The 21,066-nt window shown below is 41.9% G+C and carries 19 protein-coding genes and 1 pseudogene; 16 read left to right on the top strand and 4 right to left on the bottom strand.

Features of this window, described 5'->3' with window-relative positions; genetic code table 11:
* Positions 1-71 precede the first annotated feature (71 nt).
* A complete protein-coding gene (locus tag FXF70_RS11225) occupies positions 72-1,166 on the bottom strand; it encodes a CotH kinase family protein (RefSeq protein WP_007499119.1) in 1,095 nt (364 codons plus the stop codon).
* A 203-nt stretch (positions 1,167-1,369) separates the two neighbouring features.
* On the opposite strand from FXF70_RS11225, the pseudogene FXF70_RS19480 reads away from it, so the two are divergent.
* The 4 genes and pseudogenes from FXF70_RS19480 to FXF70_RS11205 form a co-directional block, all read left to right on the top strand.
* Positions 1,370-1,420, top strand: a pseudogene (locus FXF70_RS19480) (hypothetical protein); the annotation flags it as partial.
* A gap of 328 nt (positions 1,421-1,748) precedes the next feature.
* Entirely contained in the window at positions 1,749-2,075 is a 327-nt protein-coding gene (locus tag FXF70_RS11215) for a hypothetical protein (RefSeq protein ID WP_148780257.1), read from the top strand.
* Between the two features lie 18 nt (positions 2,076-2,093).
* Positions 2,094-2,999, top strand: coding sequence for a fumarylacetoacetate hydrolase family protein (locus FXF70_RS11210; RefSeq protein WP_035700212.1), 906 nt, complete (start codon positions 2,094-2,096; stop codon positions 2,997-2,999).
* A gap of 91 nt (positions 3,000-3,090) precedes the next feature.
* Positions 3,091-3,459: a YisL family protein gene (locus tag FXF70_RS11205; RefSeq protein WP_007499115.1), complete on the top strand. Its 369-nt coding sequence runs from the start codon at positions 3,091-3,093 to the stop codon at positions 3,457-3,459.
* Between the two features lie 38 nt (positions 3,460-3,497).
* Here FXF70_RS11205 and FXF70_RS11200 read toward each other — a convergent pair whose 3' ends face one another.
* The gene (locus tag FXF70_RS11200; protein WP_148780256.1) at positions 3,498-4,025 is read right to left on the bottom strand and encodes a DUF2777 family protein; all 528 of its coding nucleotides are present in this window, start codon (positions 4,023-4,025) and stop codon (positions 3,498-3,500) included.
* A 156-nt stretch (positions 4,026-4,181) separates the two neighbouring features.
* Here FXF70_RS11200 and asnB point away from each other — a divergent pair, with 156 nt between their 5' ends.
* The 4 genes from asnB to FXF70_RS11180 all read left to right on the top strand — a co-directional run bounded on the left by asnB (position 4,182) and on the right by FXF70_RS11180 (position 9,992).
* Positions 4,182-6,023 (top strand): asparagine synthase (glutamine-hydrolyzing), encoded by a 1,842-nt coding sequence (gene asnB / locus FXF70_RS11195; protein WP_024720029.1) that lies wholly within the window; start codon positions 4,182-4,184, stop codon positions 6,021-6,023.
* Between the two features lie 147 nt (positions 6,024-6,170).
* Complete coding sequence (locus FXF70_RS11190) at positions 6,171-7,688, top strand: phytoene desaturase family protein (protein WP_060832220.1); 1,518 nt, start codon at positions 6,171-6,173, stop codon at positions 7,686-7,688.
* Positions 7,685-9,160 carry a phytoene desaturase family protein gene (locus FXF70_RS11185; RefSeq protein ID WP_148780255.1) on the top strand — a complete coding sequence of 492 codons (1,476 nt, stop codon included), beginning with the start codon at positions 7,685-7,687 and terminating at the stop codon, positions 9,158-9,160. The genes FXF70_RS11190 and FXF70_RS11185 overlap by 4 nt, the downstream gene beginning before the upstream one ends.
* A complete protein-coding gene (locus FXF70_RS11180) occupies positions 9,153-9,992 on the top strand; it encodes a phytoene/squalene synthase family protein (RefSeq protein ID WP_148780254.1) in 840 nt (279 codons plus the stop codon). Before FXF70_RS11185 ends, FXF70_RS11180 begins: the two co-directional genes overlap by 8 nt.
* 228 nt (positions 9,993-10,220) lie before the next feature.
* Here FXF70_RS11180 and FXF70_RS11175 read toward each other — a convergent pair whose 3' ends face one another.
* On the bottom strand, positions 10,221-11,597 hold the full coding sequence (locus FXF70_RS11175) for an MATE family efflux transporter (RefSeq protein WP_148780253.1): 1,377 nt from the start codon (positions 11,595-11,597) through the stop codon (positions 10,221-10,223).
* Between the two features lie 113 nt (positions 11,598-11,710).
* Here FXF70_RS11175 and FXF70_RS11170 point away from each other — a divergent pair, with 113 nt between their 5' ends.
* The 3 genes from FXF70_RS11170 (at position 11,711) to FXF70_RS11160 (ending at position 13,491) form a co-directional block, all read left to right on the top strand.
* Positions 11,711-12,577 carry an AraC family transcriptional regulator gene (locus FXF70_RS11170; RefSeq protein ID WP_148780316.1) on the top strand — a complete coding sequence of 289 codons (867 nt, stop codon included), beginning with the start codon at positions 11,711-11,713 and terminating at the stop codon, positions 12,575-12,577.
* Positions 12,578-12,591: 14 nt separating this feature from the next.
* On the top strand, positions 12,592-13,152 hold the full coding sequence (locus FXF70_RS11165; RefSeq protein ID WP_035392472.1) for a GNAT family N-acetyltransferase: 561 nt from the start codon (positions 12,592-12,594) through the stop codon (positions 13,150-13,152).
* Positions 13,153-13,215: 63 nt separating this feature from the next.
* On the top strand, positions 13,216-13,491 hold the full coding sequence (locus FXF70_RS11160; protein ID WP_008348576.1) for a hypothetical protein: 276 nt from the start codon (positions 13,216-13,218) through the stop codon (positions 13,489-13,491).
* Between the two features lie 168 nt (positions 13,492-13,659).
* Here the strand turns inward: FXF70_RS11160 and FXF70_RS11155 are convergent, their stop codons facing one another.
* Positions 13,660-14,196, bottom strand: coding sequence for a serine O-acetyltransferase (locus tag FXF70_RS11155; protein ID WP_008348575.1), 537 nt, complete (start codon positions 14,194-14,196; stop codon positions 13,660-13,662).
* Between the two features lie 386 nt (positions 14,197-14,582).
* Between FXF70_RS11155 and FXF70_RS11150 the strand changes: the two genes are divergently transcribed.
* Genes FXF70_RS11150 through FXF70_RS11130 form a run of 5 tightly spaced genes read left to right on the top strand, consistent with a single transcriptional unit; the run spans position 14,583 to position 21,065 of the window.
* Positions 14,583-15,929: an aspartate aminotransferase family protein gene (locus FXF70_RS11150; protein WP_017360200.1), complete on the top strand. Its 1,347-nt coding sequence runs from the start codon at positions 14,583-14,585 to the stop codon at positions 15,927-15,929.
* The gene (locus FXF70_RS11145) at positions 15,916-17,412 is read left to right on the top strand and encodes a pyridoxal phosphate-dependent decarboxylase family protein (RefSeq protein WP_148780252.1); all 1,497 of its coding nucleotides are present in this window, start codon (positions 15,916-15,918) and stop codon (positions 17,410-17,412) included. The genes FXF70_RS11150 and FXF70_RS11145 overlap by 14 nt, the downstream gene beginning before the upstream one ends.
* Positions 17,409-19,190, top strand: coding sequence for an IucA/IucC family protein (locus FXF70_RS11140; protein WP_046527334.1), 1,782 nt, complete (start codon positions 17,409-17,411; stop codon positions 19,188-19,190). The genes FXF70_RS11145 and FXF70_RS11140 overlap by 4 nt, the downstream gene beginning before the upstream one ends.
* The gene (locus FXF70_RS11135; RefSeq protein ID WP_008348567.1) at positions 19,187-19,741 is read left to right on the top strand and encodes a GNAT family N-acetyltransferase; all 555 of its coding nucleotides are present in this window, start codon (positions 19,187-19,189) and stop codon (positions 19,739-19,741) included. The genes FXF70_RS11140 and FXF70_RS11135 overlap by 4 nt, the downstream gene beginning before the upstream one ends.
* Positions 19,716-21,065 (top strand): lysine N(6)-hydroxylase/L-ornithine N(5)-oxygenase family protein, encoded by a 1,350-nt coding sequence (locus FXF70_RS11130; protein WP_148780251.1) that lies wholly within the window; start codon positions 19,716-19,718, stop codon positions 21,063-21,065. Before FXF70_RS11135 ends, FXF70_RS11130 begins: the two co-directional genes overlap by 26 nt.
* Position 21,066 lies beyond the last annotated feature (1 nt).

The raw sequence follows: 21,066 nt of genomic DNA, 5'->3' as shown, positions 1-21,066 counted from the left end.
TACCCTATTTTTCTATAAAAAAAGCTCTTTCGTCAATATGAGAACTAAAGTGACAAAATTCGAAAGTGTCTTTACAGGTGCGATGTCTCTTTTTTAATCTCAGTTTGTAAATAACGTCGTCTTTTGTTGATATACTGTCGGATTAATTCTCGCTCTGAACGCAGCATGTCTTGTCGGTTTTTCGTATATGGATCATCTCCAATTCGCTGCTCAATCGAAGCATGCCATGTCTCAATGATGGGGAGAAGTCGTTTTTCTAAAAAATGTGTATCTAGTACGTGCTGGAAAAGGGCATAATAGTCTCTTTTAAATGCAGGGATGTCTAGTAATCTAGCGGTTAATGTATTGAAACCGCTGACTGGAATATAATCAAACGCCATTTCTTCTCCGTGAATATCACGCCCCCAAGTCGCATCATAATCCCAAGGCATTACTTGAAACCTTCCTTGATCATTCACATATAGCGCATAGTTATGAACAAAGCCATCAAAATTTTGGGTACACACGACACCAATGAGCCAGCGGAAATATTGTGTCACATCAAGATACTGCTCAATCTTATTTGCAAACGTGTCGTCCCTTGCGGTGTTCAAAAAGTAAATAAATTCACTCAGCTGCTTGTCGTGTTCAGGTGTTCCCGTTTTTTTCTCATAACCGAGAAGAAGATGTTTTTTTGGCTTTTTATCAAATGAGCTTAAAAGAGAGAAGTTGGCGTCATCATCTACAGCATAATAAATGCCGCCTCCATGCAGCTGTCGTTTTTGGAGGAACAGCTCATCTACAGATTCTATTTTTAAATAAATGCCTTCTTTTCTTCCATTAATGGTCAGAAACACATGAGAAGCGGACGGGCTGAACACACCCATTTGTTCAAAGAAATAAAAAGACAGCCTGTTGCGAATGAAAGAAGGATCATTGTACTCTGCATTTAAGTGAAAAAGGGATTCGCCCTGTCTTTGCTTTGGTTTTCGATATTCAATTTGATAGGATTTTTTCTTGAGCTTTCGGATGTGTGATCCTCGGTATGAGGCATAAATATGTGACTTGGTTTGGCCGGTTTTCAGAATGGCCTCGACGGGTTCATCGTTCCATACGTCCTTTTTTAATTCCATGAGATCTTTTGGATGAATCCAGATATCCAGTTGTTTTAAAGGTTCTGTGTCCATGCGTTCATCACCCTCCTATATCTCCTCCACTATATGAAAATGAAGGAATGTCCTGTACCTGCTGGTAGGTATTCATGGAGTTTTCTAAGAAAGAGGCATTCGCCAAGAACACTTGTCTATCGAGTCTCGTAACATAAAGCAGAGAAGATAAACAGCTTCGTCTGTTTGTTTTGTCAGAGCACAGATTGGGAGGGGAATTGTTCGTGAGCACATTTGATCATTCGCATATTGAACATGCAGTTGATTCACTTCGAAGTGAGGGGCGTGATCAACACTTAGATCGTGAACCAGAATCGGGACATTCGCACAAATCATCTCGTTCTCGTCATTCAAATCGCCGTCACTGGTTCTTTGGTGGAGGCGGCTGCCGTAAGTCACATCGCAGCAAAAAAAGCCATAAAAGCTATCGTTCTAAAAAAAGCTATCGCTCTAAAAAAAGTCGCTGCTCAAAGAAAAGTGTAAAGAGCGAGAAACCATGTAAAAGTAAAAAGTCGTATAGAAGCAAGAAATCATGCAAAAGCAAAAAGTCGTATAAAAGCAAAAAGTCGTATAAAAGCAAAAAGTCATACCGCAGTAAAAAGAGTGAACCAAAAAAATCATGCCGCAGCAAACACAGATCACATCATAAGAAAAGCTGCCGCAAATCACACCGTAGCCATCGATCTAAACGTTCTCATCACCACAAACGGAGTCACTCTTGCCGAAGATGCGGGAAGAAAAAACATCATTCCCGCCATCAAGGAAATGTTGATCGTAAATGGGATCAAGGGAATATGTGGGAGTATCGACGCTACCGCTAAATGTCAGGTCTTCATTTTTGAAACCCTTTTTAAAAGAGAGTATGATAAAAAAGGGTTTTTTTTATTTCGTAGAGAAATAAAAATGAGACATCATAATGTATTGAAATGAAGATTGTGAGGGGAAGACATGAAGTTTTTTACAGGTGAGATACATAACAGATTGTTTATCGGGGTCGTCATTGATGATGAATGGGTGATGGACGTCAAAAAGGCAGAAGCAAAACTATTTGAGCTAGAAACATTGCCAAACTCTTTATCTGAATGCATCAACATGGGGGACAAGTTTGTCGAACACGTCAAACAGCTTCTTGATTGGGCGGAGAAAAAAGAAGAAGACCGCGGCTCTTATGTCTATCCGCTTTCGGACGTGACACTCCATGCACCGATTCCAAAACCAACGAAAAACATCATGTGTGTTGGGAAAAACTATCAAGATCACGTCATGGAAATGGGAAGTGCGGCAGATATTCCTAAAGACGTGATGATCTTTACAAAGGCGCCTACCTCTGTTGTAGGGCATGAAGCGGACATTCTTCTCCATGAAGATGTGACAAGTGAATTGGATTACGAAGGGGAGCTTGCCATTGTCATTGGCAAAACAGGAAAGAATATTGCTCCAGAAGAGGTCCAAGATTACATTTTCGGTTACACCATTTTAAATGATATAACGGCAAGAGATTTGCAGAAAAAACACAAACAATTTTTCATCGGAAAAAGCTTAGATACAACTTGTCCAATGGGACCTTATATCGTTCACAAGTCAGTGATCGAGGATCATGGAGCACTCCATGTGGAAACAAAGGTAAACGGAGAGGTTCGTCAGTCTGCCAGTACGGAATTAATGATCTTCCCAATTGAAGACATTGTGTCAACTCTTTCAAAAGGGATGACGCTGGAAGCGGGAGACATCATTGCAACAGGTACACCTTCTGGAGTCGGCAAAGGTTTTGAACCGCCAAAATTTTTAGCCTCAGGCGATCAGGTTGAAGTAACAATTGAACCAATTGGGACGTTATCAAATCGCGTCAAATAAAGGCGTGTTGACACAGGATTGTCGCTTTGTGTTCGACTTATTTCGTGGTACGATGAGAAGGTAATTGTTCTGATAAAGGGGGAAATCACAAATGGGAACACATTTACATATTACAGCGTGGGTGCTAGGTATTATTTTATTTTTCGTTGCCTTTGCATTAGCAGGTAAAAACGATAAAGGCGCTAAAATTGTGCATATGATCGTACGCCTATTTTACTTGATTATTATTGCAACGGGTGTAGAGCTGTATGTTCGCACAGGAATGAAAATCCCGGGTTACGGGGGCGAGTATGTTGGAAAAATGATACTTGGTATTCTTGTGATTGGTTTCATGGAAATGGTCCTTGTACGCAAGAAAAAAGGAAAATCGGTGACGGGTGTATTCATTGGTTTTATCGTGGTTGCCATTGTGACCATTCTTCTAGGCTTACGTCTGCCGATCGGTTTCCATATCTTTTAAGATAAAAAGGGCATTGCTTATTAAAAGCAGTGCCCTTTTTATGTGAGATCAAACTGAGACATCAGCCGGTGACCGTCAGACGTCGTCCATTCCAATTGAACTTGATTTGCGTCCGAATGATGGTGGCATTGAAGGGCAAGTGATTGCATGTCTCCTGAAAACTGAAAAAAAGACACGCGATGAGAAGGATGGAAGGAAGAAAAGACACAATCATAGACGGAAAAGCCAAACTGTTCTACATAGTCAATGATCTGATAAAAGACGCTTTCTGGTACGAACATAAGCAAATCAAGCCACCCTTTAGAAAGAGACGCTGTATATTGAATGCGTTCACCGCCTTTTACCTCCATCAACTTCCCATTCTCACAAAGAACGACAGACCCGAGCAATTCTCCTTTTGTCCATCGATCCTTTTCTTTCAAACAGATCATAGAACTTTGAAGGCTTTCAGGCAGCATGATGTCTCCTTCTTCGTCTTCAATCAGACAATGACCGTTTTCCATCAGTAAGTACCCGTTACACCATTTTGGGTGGTTTTGCTGAAGATATGTCATGCGGTTCTCCATTCGCAAAACCTCCTTTCCTCTTTCTTTTCTTACCAAATGAAGCTTGTCCTATACACAGGCGGAAAAAAGGACAAATCAACTATCAAGGAGACGATGCATAAACTAAGAAAGGCTAAATGAGAACACTTGATGAAAAACGGATGGGAGCTGATGATGATGTGTGGAATAACAGGCTGGGCAGACTTTAAAAAGCAGCTCATCCAACAGGATCATGTAATCAATCAAATGACAGATACATTATCTAAACGAGGGCCGGATGATACAAATACGTGGAAAAGTGAGCACGTTCTTTTCGGCCATAAACGGTTAGCCGTTGTCGATGTTGAAGGCGGAAAGCAGCCGATGACATATACCCATCAACACCATGATTATACGGTGGTATACAATGGAGAACTCTATAACACAGAGGATATACGAAAAGAATTATTCAAAAGGGGGCACCGCTTTCTTGGGCATTCTGATACAGAGGTTCTTCTTCACGCCTATACAGAATGGAAGGAAGAGTGTGTGACCCATTTTAATGGAATTTTTGCATTTGTCATTTGGGATAGTGAACGTGAATTATTATTTGCAGCAAGAGACCGGCTCGGTGTCAAGCCATTTTTCTATACAGAACGTCATCATTCCTTTTTGTTTGGCTCAGAAATCAAAGCACTTCTGGCTCATCCTGAAATGAAAGCCAAAGTGGATCATGAAGGGTTATCAGAAATCTTTGGTTTAGGGCCGTCTAGAACACCAGGGCAAGGCGTATTTAAAGGGGTGAAAGAGCTGAGACCTGCTCATGCCTTAACCTTCTCAAAAGATGGTTTGCGTGTGTGGAGGTACTGGAATGTCAAAAGCAAGCAGCATACAGACTCGCTTGATGACACCGCTCAGCACGTGAAGGAACTCTTTACGGATGCTGTTACAAGACAGCTCGTCTCTGATGTGCCTGTATGTACGTTTTTATCGGGCGGTGTGGATTCTAGTGCCATTACGGCCATTGCCGCCAAGCACTTTGAGAAAATAGGGAAAGCCCCGCTGCATACGTATTCCGTTGATTACGACGGAAATGATCAATTCTTTGAAGCAAGTCAATTCCAGCCGAATGCTGATGGCCCGTGGATTGATCGAATGACCAAAGCGTTTCAAACGAATCATCACAGCTGCATCATTGGGCAAAAAGAGCTGGCTTCTTATTTGAAAGAAGCGGTTGAAGTGCGAGATTTGCCGGGGATGGCAGATATTGATTCTTCCTTACTATGGTTCTGCCGAGAAATTAAAAAGGATTTTGTTGTCGGTTTATCAGGTGAATGTGCAGATGAAATTTTTGGAGGTTACCCATGGTTTCACATGGCAAGCGAAACCAATGGATTTCCGTGGATGAGATCAACGGAAGCACGCATTCAGCTTCTTCAAGACTCATGGCAAAAGAAATTATCACTGAAGGAATATGCGCAAAGCAAATATGAAGAAACCGTGGCAGAAACCCCTCTTTTAGATGGGGAAACTGGAGTAGATAAAGCCCGAAGAGAACTTTTTTACTTAAATATGATTTGGTTTATGACCACGCTACTTGATCGAAAAGATCGTATGAGCATGGGGGCGAGCCTTGAGGTACGTGTTCCATTCGCAGATCATCGTCTTGTTGAGTATGTATGGAATATTCCTTGGGAAATGAAAATGTATGGAAATCGGGAAAAAGGGGTTTTGAGAAAAGCATTAGAGGGAATTTTACCGAATGAAGTGCTTTATCGCAAGAAGAGCCCTTATCCGAAAACACATCATCCTGCTTATACTCAGGCGGTAAAAGAGATGTTAACAGATTGTCTCGCGCAAAAGGATTCTGTGCTTCATGAATTTTTAGATCCACATCAATTAAAACAGCTGATTGAAACAGAAGGGGCTTCTTTCCAGGTTCCTTGGTATGGTCAGTTAATGAAAGGCCCACAGCTCATTGCCCATTTGGCACAGATTCATCATTGGTTTGAAACATATCGAATTGATATAGAAGCATAACAAAGGGTCGGCTTTCTTGCACTTGTTGAAAGGAAGTCGGCTTTTTTGATACATAACATGAGACTTTTAGAGCACATCAAAAGTTGAACTAACAGTTTTAATTTGTATAATTAACTTAAAGTGAATTAATTTGGAGGAAAAAGGATAATGAAAATCATTGTGATCGGAGCAGGACCAGGGGGACTTGCAGCAGCTATGATGTTGCAAAGCAAAGGACATGATGTTCATATATATGAAAAACAGTCCTTTGTTGGCGGACGTAACTCTAAGTTTCAACTTGGTGATTTCACGTTTGATACAGGTCCTACTTTTCTCAGTATGATTCATATTGCAGAGGAACTGTTCACTTTTGCTGGTAAAAATCTCTATGATTATATAGATGTGATTGAATTAAAAGAAATGTATAGATTAATCTTTCAAGATGAGAAGCTTGATATGGTTCGAGATCGAGACGAAATGTACAAACGACTAGAAGCCTTTGCACCTGGTGAGGGCGAGGGGTATGTACGTTTTATGAATGATACAAAACGAAAAATGGACCGCCTAACGCCGATTCTACAAAGTAAAATGGATCGTTTCCATCATTATTTGCGTCCAAAAGTCATCAAAGCACTTCCTCAGCTCTCATTAAATAAAAGCTTATATGATGTGCTGTCGGATTATTTCTCAAATGAATCAGTGAAATATGCCTTTACATTCCAATCAAAATATTTAGGGATGTCACCTTGGGAATGCCCAGGAGCGTTCTCAATTCTTTCCTTTATGGAGCATGACACAGGCGTTTATCATCCGAAAGGCGGAGTGAATCAGCTGTCAGAAGCGATGGCAAAGGCAGCTGTTGAATCTGGCGCTACCCTTCATCTATCAACTGGAGTTGAGAAGTTGCTGACGGAAGGCAGGAAAGTGAAGGGCATTCGCTTAGAAACTGGTGAAGAAATACAAGCAGATGAGGTCGTCGTAAATGGTGATTTTGCACACGTGATGACAAAGCTTGTAGAGCCGGGTCTTTTAAAGAAATATAGCGAGAAGAAACTGAAAAAGAAAAAATTCTCATGCTCCACCTTTATGCTGTACCTAGGTTTAGATACGATATATGATGAGCCACATCATACCATCGTTTTTTCCGATGACTATGCGAAGTTCGTCAAAGAGATTACGAAAACCTTTGAGCTGCCGGATGATCCGTCCATTTATATTCAAAATGCAAGTGTGACAGATGATTCGCTTGCGCCAAAAGGCAAGTCCGCTCTTTATGTATTAGCACCCGTTGCCAATAATCAAAGCGGTATTGACTGGGAAGCGCATCAAGAAGAATTTAGAGAGCTTGTACTGGATACATTGGAGCGGAAAACAGGCTTTAAGAATATCAGGCAGCATATTGAAGTCGAGCGGATGATCACGCCGAAGCATTGGGAAGAAGAGCTGTACGTGTATGAAGGAGCTACATTTAATCTTGGTCACCAGTTGACGCAGATGATGGTACTCAGGCCGCATAATGAATTTGATGAGTTGAAACACTGCTGGCTCGTTGGTGGAGGAACCCACCCGGGCAGCGGATTGCCAACCATTTTAGAATCAGCACGTATTACGACAAATGCGATTTTGTCAAAAGAGAAACATACGCACAAAAGAGTGCCACATCAAGAAAAGGGGAGCGCCTCATGAAAAAACATATATTGATTGCTGGCGGCGGTATTGGCGGAATGATCTCAGCCCTCTATTTAAAAAAAGCTGGACATGATGTCACCCTTGTTGAAAAAAATGAACGGCTCGGCGGGAGACTTGCTTTTGTACGTGAGAAAGGATATAAAGTAGATGAAGGTCCGACCATTGTCCTACTTCCTGATATGTTAAAAGGCATTTTACATGACGTAGGCATTGATGAAACATCTCTTGATCTCTTGCAGCTCGATCCGCTGTATACGATCCACTATCAAGATGGAACCTCCTATACGAAATACTCTGATACACGGCGACAACTAGAAGAAATCAAACGTGTATTTCCAAAGGAAGAACAGGGATATTTAACATTTATGAAAGAAATGACGGATCGGTTTCAAGAAGGGCAGGAAGCTTTTCTAGAAAAATCATTTCATGAAAAACGAACCTTTTTTACAAAAGCGAACATGAAGATTTTAATGAAATTAAAAGCATATCGAACCGTTCAAAGTTCTCTCAAAAAATATTTTTCAGATGAGCGCCTCCGAGATGCATATGCACTTCAAACCCTCTATGTCGGAGGAAATCCGTATGAAGCATCTGCCATTTATTCGCTTGTTTCATATAGTGAGCACGCACACGGAATTTACTATTTAAAAGGCGGATATGCGAGTTTAGTAGATATATTGGAGAGACAGCTCTTAAAGACGGGTGTACGCATAAGAAAAAGTGAAGAAGTCGCACAATTTGAGTTTGAGGGGAAACGTGTGGTCAAGGCAAAAATAAATGATGAACACATAGTAGCTGATGCATTTGTGATGAACGGAGATTATCCAGCGGCGTTAAAACAGCTTGGTTTAGGTGAACAAGACCGGCGTAAATACGTTCCATCCTCCGGCTGCGTGATGGTGTATCTAGGGTTAAACAAAGTATACGATGAAGCACCTGTTCATCAATTTTTCATGGGAGAACACTTTGATCAGCATATGAGAGAGGTGTTCCAAACGAAAACGATACCTCAAGATCCATCATTTTATACGTTTAATCCATCGACCATCGATCCATCCCTTGCCCCAGAAGGCAGCAGTGTCCTATATATGCTCATTCCTGTTCCATCAGGAGATCACATCAACTGGGAACAAGAGACAGACTTTGTGGATAAAATGGTGGAGCGTCTTGAAAAAAGAGGCTTTCCACAGCTGCGAGAGGCGGTTGTCTGGCATAAGGTGAGAACACCGAATGATTCAATGCGAGAAGGATTGTTTGAAGGCGGCAGCTTTGGACTCGCTCCTAATTTGTTTCAATCAGGTGTGTTTCGCCCGCAAGTAAAGGTTGCAGATTTAGACAATCTATATGCGGTAGGTGCTTCCATCCATCCCGGCGGCGGGGTACCGATCGTGATGCAAAGTGCAAAGCTCATGGCTTCTGTACTGCTTAAAGAGCTGAACAACAGAAAGGAAGTGAAGCTAAGTGGTTGATGTGCAAACAGCATTGAAAATATGTGAAGAGACCATTCAAACCCATTCAAAAACGTTTTATCGTGCCTTTTCCATGCTGCCTAAAAAGAAAAGACAGGCTGTTTGGGCTGTTTATTCCTTTTGTAGGAGAGCGGATGACATTGTAGATGAGTCTCCTTCACCAAAGGAAGAACTGGCGTCTTTTCAGGAGGCATTTGAACGTTTCTTGCAAGGAGAAGTAGATCGTAATGATCCAATGTGGGTGGCGCTGGAGTATACATTTCAACAGTTTCGTATGGATGAATCCCCATTCCGTGACCTGCTGCGAGGACAGGAGATGGATCTAGAGCAGCACCGGTATGAAACGTTAGATGAACTGCTCATCTATTCCTATCATGTCGCAAGTACAGTTGGATTAATGCTGCTTCCGATCATTGCACCGCGTAAAAAAGAACAGCTAAAAGAAGCCGCGATTTCCCTTGGGATTGGCATGCAGTTGACCAATATTCTTCGAGACATTGGTGAGGATAAGGCGGAAAGGAACCGCATTTATTTGCCAAAACAAGTCATGGATCAATTTGGGTATACAGAGCAAGAATTACAAGAAGGGATCGTCAATCAAGCCTTCCAGCACGTATGGGAATATATTGCGTTTGAGGCAGAGGCGTACTATGAGGAATTTTTTGACCATCTACATGAATTCCCACTTTATTCAAGGATACCGGTGAAAGCAGCTGCTCACTTTTATAAGGCTATTTTAGATAAAACTAGAGAAAACGAATACCGCGTCTTTACGAAGCGGTCATATATTTCAACACAAGAAAAAGCACTTATTTTAGAAGATATTACGTAATGAAAAGAAGACAAAGGGGTAAAATAAAGTTCGTTTTAGCCCTTTCAGCGTGTAGACAAACCCTCGCATTCGGTGTCAGTCCTGCGCTTAAATTCGCTCCACGCCGATGCTCGTCCTTCCTAGGGCTGCAAAGGTTTTCTATCACGCTGAAAAGAAGACAAAGGGCTAAAATAAAGTTCATTTTAGCCCTTTGTCAACAATCTGAAAGGACTGCACCCGCAGTCCTTTTTATGTGGAAGTAAACCGATACTCCGTCCACACCCTTGAACGCCACCGCCTATACATGAAGATACCTCTTACCCATTCATCCACGATAAAAGAAATCCAAACCCCGATCAGGCCCATCTCAAGTTGAATGCCTAATAAATAAGCGATCGGAAGGCCGATGCCCCACATTGAAATCATCGCCATATAGACTGGAAACTTCGCGTCACCAGCTGCCCGCAAGGAGTTGATGATGACCATATTAAAAGAACGTCCAGGCTCTAAAATAATCGTCAATATGAGGAGGACGCTCGCGATTTGAATGATCTCACTGTTGCTAGTGAAAAAAGTAAGTAAATGCGTCGATGATAAAGATAAAGCAGTCGAAGAAAGAAGCGAGATGGCAATGGCCCAGTATAAGCTTTTCATGCATCTTCGATAGGCCGCATCAAATTCTTTCGCCCCGATCAGGCGCCCGATTAAGATTTGTGTTCCTTGGCTAATGGCGGCACCAAATAACATAATGAACATCATCAAATTCTGGGTATAGACTTTTGCTGCCAGTGCTTGCGTGCCCATAAATGTGATAAACAGCGTAATAATCATTTGAGAGCCATTATAAGAAAGCTGTTCTCCAGCAGAAGGAATGCCGATTTTTAGCAGTTTTTTTAAATGCGTTCGCTGGATGTAAAACATTCGCTTGAATGAAAACTGCAATCCAATTCGGTGTCGAACAATGAGGATCATGGCAGTTAGACCGATCAACCGTGCAAATGATGTGGAAAGAGCAACACCCATGACACCTAATACAGGGAAGCCAAATGGTCCGAAGATGACCAAATAATTACCAGCAACGTTTAACAGATTCATACCGATGGTGACATACATCGTATCTCTCGTGAATCCATAGCTTTTTAAAATAGCACTATAGGTCATAATGAGCGCCTGTATAAAAGAAAGCAGGCCGACAATCTGTAAAAAGACGGTTGCATCTGGCATTAGCTCGCTTGATAATCCCATCATATGCAGGATGGGCACAGCTAACACAAACATAAGAAGACTGATCACAAAGCTAATGAGGAAGTTGGTGCCTAGTGATACATAGGCAACTTGGGTCGCTTCCTGCTTGCGGCCCGCTCCTAAAAGCTGCGCAATGACAATCGTCGTCCCAGTCGTAATGAAGCTGAACATCACAATCAATAGATTTAATAGCTGATTACTAACCCCTACTGCGGCAACACTATTGTCAGAATACTGGCTGAGCATCAGTGTATCTGCGCTGCCCATCAGCATATATAAAGAGATTTCGATAAAAATAGGCCAAGTTAATGCAAATAATGAAGGGTGGGATTTTTCACTTTTGGCTTGAACCTTTTGTATTGTTAGTGCTTGTGGTTTCATCACATCGCCTTCTTTCGTATAAATCCGATTTATAGTGTACCTTGCATCGACTATAATAAGAAGAGATGAAACCGAAACTTATTGGAGAAATCCGACTTCATAAGGGGATGAATATGGGTCCGTTTATTACATTTACTGTACCGCCATTTCCAGTCTATATTGCTTCAGGCAAAGGTGTATTCCATCCAGGAGAACGACATATCTCCAGAATTTTCACCGTATTTGATCTTCTTTATGTCACGAAAGGGGAACTATGGATCACAGAAGACGAGGTGCCTCATCACGTAAAAGAGGGAGAATATATCATCTTATCACCGGGACTTGCCCATGGTGGACATGTGCCATGCAAAGAAGAAACACTTTACGAGTGGCTGCATTTCTCAATTGATTCATTTGAGTTCACAGATCGGCCGAGAGAACACTGGTTTGATATGAAGCAAAATCAAGCCACTTTTGAAAAAGCAGCAAGCTATGAATTTCGTCTGCCCCGAAAAGGAAAAGTGAAAGGGGGAAGCGTGCTACAGAAGCATCTTTCAGCGATGCGCGCTTTAAATGATGATGCGTCTGAACTTCAGCTCAAAAAGCAGCTTCAATTTGAGGAAATGCTCATTCATTTACAAAAAGAAGCATTTCATATTCCAAGTGCAAAGGAGACTGTCGCTTCAGAAGTGGTTCACTATCTTGAACGTCATTTTACGCAAAAATTACAGATGGAGAAGCTGGCAGAGATTCTCCATTATCATCCTGATTACATGACAAGGTGCATGCAGACCGTGTACGGACTGACGCCGAGCCAGTACATCAATCGACTCAAAATTGAAAAAGCCAAAAGCCTGCTTGCTTCAACGAATGAAAAAATAGCTCTCATTGCAGAACATGTAGGCATTGATGACCCTACTTATTTTTCAAAGCTGTTTCGGCAAAATGAAGGCATGAGGCCTATCGAGTATCGTCATCTTGCTAAAAGAACGACAAAGTAAAGGAACGTGAACAGATGAAAGGAAAAAAAGAAGAGATTGTGAGCATACGTCCATTAGACGAAACCGATTTAGAAGTGGTATGGCATTTAAGGTTTAAAGCCCCAGACCAGGCCTATCGAAAGTGGAATGCACCGTATTTTATTGAACATGACATATCGCTTGCTGCATTTAAAAAACGCTATTTACAGGATGATTCTGTCCTGCCAAAACTATTTGGCATTGATGTCGGAGGTGAATTAAAGGGTACAGTTTCTTATTATTGGGAGAATGAGCGCACACGTTGGCTGGAGTGTGGGATTCTTATTTATGACTCACGCTTTTGGAATGGGGGCGTTGGAACAAAGGCATTGCGTCTATGGATCGATGAACTCTTTTCACACATTGATATCCCACGCATCGGTCTGACCACCTGGTCTGGAAATGAACGCATGATGCGTTGCGCAGAGAAATGCGGGTTTATCCTTGAGGGAAGACTGCGTAAGGTTCGTTACTATCAAGGGGAGTATTATGATTCGATGCGGTATGGGATGCTGAGAGAAGAATGGCAAAGCCTTCCGAATCATTCATTTGAATAGTTGTTTTTAAGATTAGGAAAAAAGTATAGTAAGATTCAATAAATTGAAAAAGAAGGGTGGCGGATGAATGTGAAATGGATTACAGGTTGGTTTGTATCCATCTTAGTCGCAATCTACCTATTCGTTGATGCACCAAAACACGGGAAAAATAAATGGTTATGGGCCATCTTAGGTCTTTTACTCGGGCTCTTCACACTTGGAATATATCTCATTCAAACAGGAAGAAAAGGGTTGGGCTGGACAGTACTGATTGTGTCCATTCTCATCTATGCGATTGCCATCCTCGTCTTTGTCTTGTACTTTCTCATGCTGGTCTTCGGGTACTCCAACGCAAATTAGAGAGTACGGCTGTGGCGATTTTTTTCACTTCAAGTTGCTACCGATTGATGGTTTGATGGCGCCATAGCATCATAAGGATAAAAGGTGTTGGGCTCAGGCATGATGATCCTCATGTTTATCCATCTTATTTTATCTCATGTGGCTCACTGCTTTGGTCAAGTAAGTCCTTCATAAAGAAGGGCTTTTTTCTTTTATTTTTTGAGCAGGGACACCTGCAATGACAATCCGCTCTTCATGAAAGGAGCGATTCACTACTGCATTTGCTCCGATGGAAATATGATTCGCAATATAAATATTTCCAAACAGTTTAGCGCCAGGGCCGATCCATACATGATCTCCAATGACGGGCACATCTTTTTCATGATGGTTTTGACCGATATTCACGCCTTGATGAATATCACAAAACGATCCGATTTTGGCGTGCTTGTTCACAATCAACAGCCCAGTATGGTTGATTCTGAGCCCAGGTCCAAATACACCAATTGGGATATCAAAGCCAAGCTGCATGCCTTTCTTTTTATGTAAGTAACGATAAAACCATTTGCGTAACGTAGCACCGCTATTCGTATAGTACTCATATTTTCGTAAATATCTTTGATATTTCCAAATATCATCCCCAAGCCACTTTGGTCTTTTTCGATTGATGGCAAGTGCTTTCTGATCTTGTGCCAAGTAGTGGTGAAGGTCATGCTTCGTTAAAATCATCAGATCTCCCTCGATTCCCTTTCGTTTCAGAGAAATTATACCATCATAACCATTTATATCAAGATAAAATAACGTTCATTTTTTGTTTTACTACATTCATTTCATTCGGCCGTCGCGTATCAAGCAAGGGAGCTACAACGCATAGAGCAAAAGAACCAGGAGAATTGTTTTGTAATTTTTTTCAATATTTTTCATACTCAAACGTTACATCGCCTTATGGCTGTAGATGTTTGTAAAAAATACACGAAATTACTCGTTAAAAAGAGAATATAGCATTCATATGCTTTTAGAATCATCTTTTTGAATACAATTGACTTTCATATCTTACATCCTCTAGGCTAGTAAATGAAAATGATAATCTTTATCAATTGGAGGAGTGTTTTATTATGTCCATCAAAACCGTTTCTAAAAATCAGCAATTTTTAGAGCAACAAAGTCAAAGAGAATCTAATGCAAGGTCTTACCCGAGACGGTTCCCATTAGCCATGCAAAAAGCCGAAGGTATGATCGTGACAGATGCAGATGGTAGAGAATTTTATGACTGCCTAGCAGGTGCAGGAACACTTGCCCTTGGTCACAATCACCCGGTTGTTATAGATGCTATTGAACGTATGCTTCATGAAAAAAGACCGTTGCATACGCTGGACATCACTTCAGAGATTAAAGAAGAATTTGTGAATGAGATTTTTTCTCACTTGCCAGAAGAGTTTGCAAAAAGAGCAAAAATTCAATTTTGTGGACCAACTGGTGGTGATGCTATAGAAGCAGCAATTAAATTAGTCAAGACAGCGACGGGAAATCGTTCCATTCTATCATTCCACGGAGCATATCATGGTGCTACACATGGCACGATGTCATTAAGCGGCAACTTATCGCCAAAAGAAAAAGTACAAGGATTAATGCCAGATGTTCACTTCCTGCCTTATCCATATGAATACCGCTGCCCATTTGGAATCGGCGGTAAAGACTCACATCGCATTTCCAGTTCTTATATTGAGCGTGTATTAAATGATCCTGAGAGTGGAATTCTCCCGCCAGCAGGCATGATCTTTGAAGCGGTGCAAGGGGAGGGCGGCTCCATCCCGGCATCAATTGAATGGATACAAGAAATGAGACGAATCACAAAAGAAAAAGGAATTCCACTTATTATTGATGAGGTTCAGTCAGGCATCGGCCGAACTGGTAAGATGTTTGCCTTTGAACATGCTGGTATTGTGCCAGATGTCATTGTGTTATCAAAAGCAATTGGGGGAAGCCTTCCGCTATCCGTTGTGATTTATGACAAAGACTTAGATCAATGGAATCCAGGTGCACACATTGGCACGTTTAGAGGAAATCAAATGGCGATGGCAGCTGGAACTGCTACGCTTAAATATATAAAAGAAACCAATCTGCTTGATCATGTAGAAGCGCTTGGTCAGCGTATGCAGGCCAATCTAAAAGACATTCAAAAACAAGTGCCTGCTCTCGGTGATGTGCGAGGAAGAGGATTAATGATTGGTGTTGAAGTTGTGAATCCAGATGAGAAACAGGATGTGGACGGCAGTTATCCAGCAAATCCAGAGCTAGCCAGTCTCATTCAAAAGAATTGTTTCGATAAAGGCTTAATTGTGGAGACAGGAGGCCGTTTTGGAAGTGTGATTCGATTCTTACCGCCTTTGATCATGACAGAAGAACAGCTTGAAAAAGTCATCACGATTTTTAAAGAGGCAGTTTACGATGCAGTCAACTAAACCATCTGTCGATTCATTATTTATTCAACAAAGCCAGCTTGGGAGGGAGTCCTTCCAAGCGGCACTCTACACATCCATCGACAGCTTACTGGCAGAGTGGCAAACAAGCAGAGGACCGTATAGCGGAATATTGCCTGGGAAATTAGCGGCTCATGTCGAATCGTTATTCCAGATTCAACCGGCTGGTGAATCCATTGAGTCTGTTTTTCAAGATATAAAAAATCACCTTTTACCGCATTTAGTGGATGTGTCACATCCTAAATGCCTGGCACATTTGCATTGCCCACCTCTTATCCCTGCTCTGGCAGCAGAGGTGATCGTAAGTTCCTTTAACCAATCAATGGATTCCTTTGATCAAAGCGGCATTGCATCTTTGGTTGAGGAGGAAATCCTCAAGTGGTTATGTGAAAAGTTTTCTTATGGAGAACGAGCAGATGGGACCTTTACGAGCGGTGGAACCCAATCTAACTACATGGGACTGCTTTTAGCAAGAGATGCATTTTGTGAAAACACTTGGCAATGGAATGTACAGCAGAAAGGGTTGCCGAGCGAGGCAAATCGTATGCGGATTCTTTGCTCCAAGAATGCCCACTTCACTGTAAAAAAATCAGCATCTCAGCTAGGTTTAGGTGAACAGGCTGTTGTGTTAGTTGAGACAGACGAACATCACCGAATGGACCTGCATGATTTGCAGAAGAAGCTTATGGAGCTTAAGGAGCAGGATTTGCTTCCATTTGCAGTCGTGGCGACTTGCGGGACAACTGATTTTGGCAGTATTGATCCTGTACATGACATATATGACATGGTGAAGCCTTTCGGTTTGTGGATTCATGCAGATGCTGCCTATGGAGGAGCACTTGTATTAAGCAAAACCTTCCAAGGAAAATTAGATGGCATCGAGCTGGCTGATTCGATCACGATTGACTTTCATAAGCAATTTTATCAGCCGATCTCCTGCGGGGCATTTTTACTAAAGGATAAAAGACATTTTGGTTTGATTGATTACCACGCAGATTATCTCAATCCAAAGGAAGATGAACTGGAAGGCATTCTGCATCTCGTGAATAAATCTGTTCAGACGACGCGCCGATTTGATGCGCTAAAACTCCTTCTCTCTCTGCGTATGATTGGAGAAGAAGGATTTGCAAGTATCATTGACCATACCATCCATTTTGCGAAAGATGTGGCTACGTTGATTGAGAAAAATGAGCATCTTGAGGTGATCAATCCTGATCCAGAAATCAATGCAGTCGTGTTTCGTTTTATAGATGATCATCACGCAGATGACATTAATAAAATCATTCATCGCACACTTTTCCAAACAGGAACGGCTGTCGTAGCAAAAACAGTAGCCGATGGTCAAACTTGCTTAAAATTCACTTTGTTAAATCCGAGAACGACTATTACACATATTGAGGAAATCCTTTCTGACATTGTTGATATCGGGATCGCTCATATTCAATCCGGGAGGGTACTACGTTGAGTCAATATAAACAAATGGCTGAAAATGCAACGATGCAAAGCTTTTTAAACTGTTTTTTACGTGAAACAGGAATTGATCGATCTGCAAAGAAAGAGACAAAAGCAGACGGCTCACTTGTATTTGTAGCAGCATTAGCAAAACAAGATCTTGAGCTTGTCATTCCGATTCGATATTTTTCGCCTGTAGGCCGTCATCTCTTTGATTTTCCCGTTCGCTTTCGCCCGCAAGGTAGTGAGCAACAGGGAACGATCGTTGATTACACCACACTTGTTGCTTTATGTTCAAAGGAACTTCTCATTGAATATGGCCGCACAGATGCAGAGGATGAGTTCATGCTTCGCATCATTTTAAGCTGCCGGAATATTGAACGATTCATCAGAGAGAGAGATGGTGATCGAGCAGCTCTTTCTTCAGCTGATTTTGAATATATCGAAGCGGAGCAGTCACTCCTTCTTGGGCATTTAACGCATCCTACACCAAAAAGCAGACAAGGAATGACAGAAGAGGAGGAAGCTATTTATTCTCCTGAGCTGAAAGGCTCTTTCCAGCTTCATTACTTTAAAGCACATCCGTCAATTGTGCTTCAGGATTCTTCAATTTCACAGTCTGCGGCAAGTCTCATGTTTGAGGAGCTCATGCGCCAGATGCCAGAAGAAAAAGAGAGACTGACGACGTTAACAGAAGGCGGTGAATATGTCCTGATTCCGATTCATCCGCTACAAGTCCAAGTGGTCATGGAGAAAGCGTTCGTCAAGCGTTATATAGAGGACGGGATGCTGACGTATTTAGGGCCGCTAGGATCTGAATACACAGCGACATCTTCCTTTAGAACGGTCTATCAAAAAGACTCTGCGTACATGCTCAAATTCTCTGTCCCTGTAAAGATCACAAACTCTTTACGCGTTAACAAACAAAAGGAACTTGATCGCGGAGTTGAGATGTCTCGTATCTTAAAAACAGAATTAGGCGTTTCTTTATATGACAAATTCTCTGGATTCCGTGTGATTGAAGATCCTGCGTATCTATCTATTCAAGGGGATGAGGCGGAATCTGGCTTTGAAGTCGTCATTCGTCAAAATCCATTTTTGCATCATGAAAAAGGGGCTAGCTTAATTGCAGGGCTATGTCAGGATCATGCATACGGAGGAAAATCAAGGCTTTCAGGCATTATCCATGAATTAGCAGACGCTGAAGGCAGATCAACAGAAGATGTCAGCCGTGATTGGTTCACACAATATTTATCGATTTCGTTAGAGCCGATGCTTTGGCTGTTTGAAACGTATGGTCTTGCCCTTGAAGCCCATCAGCAAAATGCTGTCGTACAGCTAAAGAATGGATATCCGCACACATTCTATTATCGTGACAATCAAGGCTACTATTATAGCGAATCGAAAAAGGATCAGCTTGCGAAGCTTGTTCAAAACTTAAGCGTCAGAAGTGAAACCATTTGTGCAGACGATGTAGCGGTTGAGAGACTGCGTTACTATTTCTTCTTTAATCATTTGTTTGGTCTTGTGAATGGTTTTGGTACAGAGGGGCTTGCAAAAGAAGAAGATTTATTAGCCCTGATTAGAGACACACTGCTTGCGCATGAAGAGACATATGGTGCATCTGAGCTGACGAACAGTCTTCTCCGGTCACAGGAGCTGCCTTCAAAAGCGAACTTACTCACGCGGTTTGAAGATATGGATGAGCTGACGGGTTCTTTAGAAACGCAATCCAGGTACACGTCTGTGTTGAATCCGCTCTTTTTACATAAGGAGGCGCTGATTGGATGAGGCATCGAATTGGGTTCATTCGCGCTGAATATGAACGGGACGTCCAGCTTGTCCACAAGTGGATGCAAGAAGAGTATGTCCACCCATTTTGGCATTTGAATATTCCATTTCCTGCTTTTGAAAAGCACTTTTATCAGGCCATTCATGATCCGCATCAAACCCTTTATTTAGGAACCATTGATGGCACGCCGATGAGCTATTTTGAAGCATACAATGTGAAAGGGGATATCATTGAATCGTACTATCAGCCTTCTCCGCATGATCAAGGCATTCACCTGTTAATTGGAGAGCCAGATTATGTAGGGAAAGGATTTGCGGCTCCGCTGCTTCAAGCCATGACAGCATTTCAGTTTGAGCAGAACAAACGAACAGAAAAAATCGTGGCTGAGCCAGATATTCGGAACGAAAAAATGATTCATGTCTTTGAAAAGTGTGGATTCGAACGTGTGAAACCAGTCACTTTACCAGATAAAACAGGTCTTTTAATGTTTTGTCATCGAGATCGATTTGAAAGGAAGTATAACCATGACGCGGTTCAACAAGCAAAATAATGTAGTGGATGTCATTGGGATTGGCATTGGACCATTTAACCTAGGGCTTGCTGCATTATCTGAAGAAGTAAACGAAATTGACGCTTTGTTTTTTGAAAGAAGTGAAGCGTTCCACTGGCATCCAGGTATGCTCATTGAAGGGACAACACTTCAAGTCCCCTTTTTAGCGGATCTTGTCAGTATGGCGGATGTGAAAAGCAAATATAGCTTTCTCAACTATTTGCAGGAACAAAACCGTTTGTATTCATTTTACTTTCTAGAAGACTTCCATATCCCGCGCAAGGAATATAGCCATTATTGCCGCTGGGTCGCGGATCAATTAGATTCTTGCCGATTTGGCATGAATGTCGAATCTGTCTCCATTGTTGAAAAAGCTGGAGAAAAACGATATGAAGTGCATGTCCGTCATGTGAAAGATCAAACGGTAGAGGTGTTTGAAAGTAAGCATCTTGTTTTAGGTATCGGCACACAGCCTGCGGTACCAGCACCTCTTCAGCCAGCTTTAGGGGATCGGGTGTTTCATTCTGCTGATTACTTGAAACGAAAGAAAGAAGGCTGTTTTAAAGGAAAATCCGTGACGGTCATCGGTTCTGGTCAAAGTGCGGCAGAAGTATTCTATGACATTTTATCAGACGATGAGGCGAAGGATATTCATTGGTTTACACGCTCTAAAGGGTTTTTCCCAATGGAATATTCAAATTTGGGTCTTGAGTATTTCTCTCCAGACTATATTGATTTCTTTTATGAGCTTCCGCAACTTAAAAAAGATGCGCTATTAAAGCAGCAAGATTTGCTGTATAAAGGCATCAGCTCAGCGATGATCCGAGATATTTATCACTTGCTTTATGAACGTTCTGCTTGCGGAGAGCAGCTGAACACCGTGCTGCAGGCGATGACGGAGGTCAATTTGATTGAGGAAACGAGGGACGGCTTATCGCTTTCATGCAATCAATGGGTCAAAGAGGAATCCTTTACGCATGAGACAGACATTGTCGTTTTGGCAACGGGCTATCAATCCGTATTACCGCCATTTATTGATCCGATTTCCCATCATATTCAGTGGGATCATCAAGGACGCTTCCAGGTCGAACGTGAATATCGATTGAAAACAAACACATTAGGTGAGAATGATATTTTTGTACAAAATGCAGAGCTGCATACACATGGAGTAGGCGCACCAGATTTAGGGCTAGGGGCGTACCGAAACAGTGTCATTATCAATGAACTGGCTCGTCGACCTGTGTATCCACTTTATGAAAAGCATGTCTTCCAGACATTCGGTACACATAAACACGCAAATACATTTGAAGAAATCAAAGGGTAAG

This window comes from Bacillus sp. Y3 (genome assembly GCF_008123875.1).
GTDB classification, from domain to species: Bacteria; Bacillota; Bacilli; order Bacillales; family Bacillaceae; genus Bacillus; species Bacillus altitudinis.
This window is presented reverse-complemented; position numbering and strand designations above follow the sequence as displayed.

Bases quoted from the DNA above. Each gene is read 5' to 3' on its own strand.
- FXF70_RS11225 (WP_007499119.1), bottom strand. From the start codon at position 1,166: ATGGACACAGAACCTTTAAAACAACTGGATATCTGGATTCATCCAAAA.
- FXF70_RS11210 (WP_035700212.1), top strand. From the start codon at position 2,094: ATGAAGTTTTTTACAGGTGAGATACATAACAGATTGTTTATCGGGGTC.
- FXF70_RS11205 (WP_007499115.1), top strand. From the start codon at position 3,091: ATGGGAACACATTTACATATTACAGCGTGGGTGCTAGGTATTATTTTA.
- FXF70_RS11200 (WP_148780256.1), bottom strand. From the start codon at position 4,025: ATGGAGAACCGCATGACATATCTTCAGCAAAACCACCCAAAATGGTGT.
- asnB (WP_024720029.1), top strand. From the start codon at position 4,182: ATGTGTGGAATAACAGGCTGGGCAGACTTTAAAAAGCAGCTCATCCAA.
- FXF70_RS11190 (WP_060832220.1), top strand. From the start codon at position 6,171: ATGAAAATCATTGTGATCGGAGCAGGACCAGGGGGACTTGCAGCAGCT.
- FXF70_RS11185 (WP_148780255.1), top strand. From the start codon at position 7,685: ATGAAAAAACATATATTGATTGCTGGCGGCGGTATTGGCGGAATGATC.
- FXF70_RS11175 (WP_148780253.1), bottom strand. From the start codon at position 11,597: ATGAAACCACAAGCACTAACAATACAAAAGGTTCAAGCCAAAAGTGAA.
- FXF70_RS11170 (WP_148780316.1), top strand. From the start codon at position 11,711: ATGGGTCCGTTTATTACATTTACTGTACCGCCATTTCCAGTCTATATT.
- FXF70_RS11165 (WP_035392472.1), top strand. From the start codon at position 12,592: ATGAAAGGAAAAAAAGAAGAGATTGTGAGCATACGTCCATTAGACGAA.
- FXF70_RS11160 (WP_008348576.1), top strand. From the start codon at position 13,216: ATGAATGTGAAATGGATTACAGGTTGGTTTGTATCCATCTTAGTCGCA.
- FXF70_RS11155 (WP_008348575.1), bottom strand. From the start codon at position 14,196: ATGATTTTAACGAAGCATGACCTTCACCACTACTTGGCACAAGATCAG.
- FXF70_RS11150 (WP_017360200.1), top strand. From the start codon at position 14,583: ATGTCCATCAAAACCGTTTCTAAAAATCAGCAATTTTTAGAGCAACAA.
- FXF70_RS11145 (WP_148780252.1), top strand. From the start codon at position 15,916: ATGCAGTCAACTAAACCATCTGTCGATTCATTATTTATTCAACAAAGC.
- FXF70_RS11135 (WP_008348567.1), top strand. From the start codon at position 19,187: ATGAGGCATCGAATTGGGTTCATTCGCGCTGAATATGAACGGGACGTC.
- FXF70_RS11130 (WP_148780251.1), top strand. From the start codon at position 19,716: ATGACGCGGTTCAACAAGCAAAATAATGTAGTGGATGTCATTGGGATT.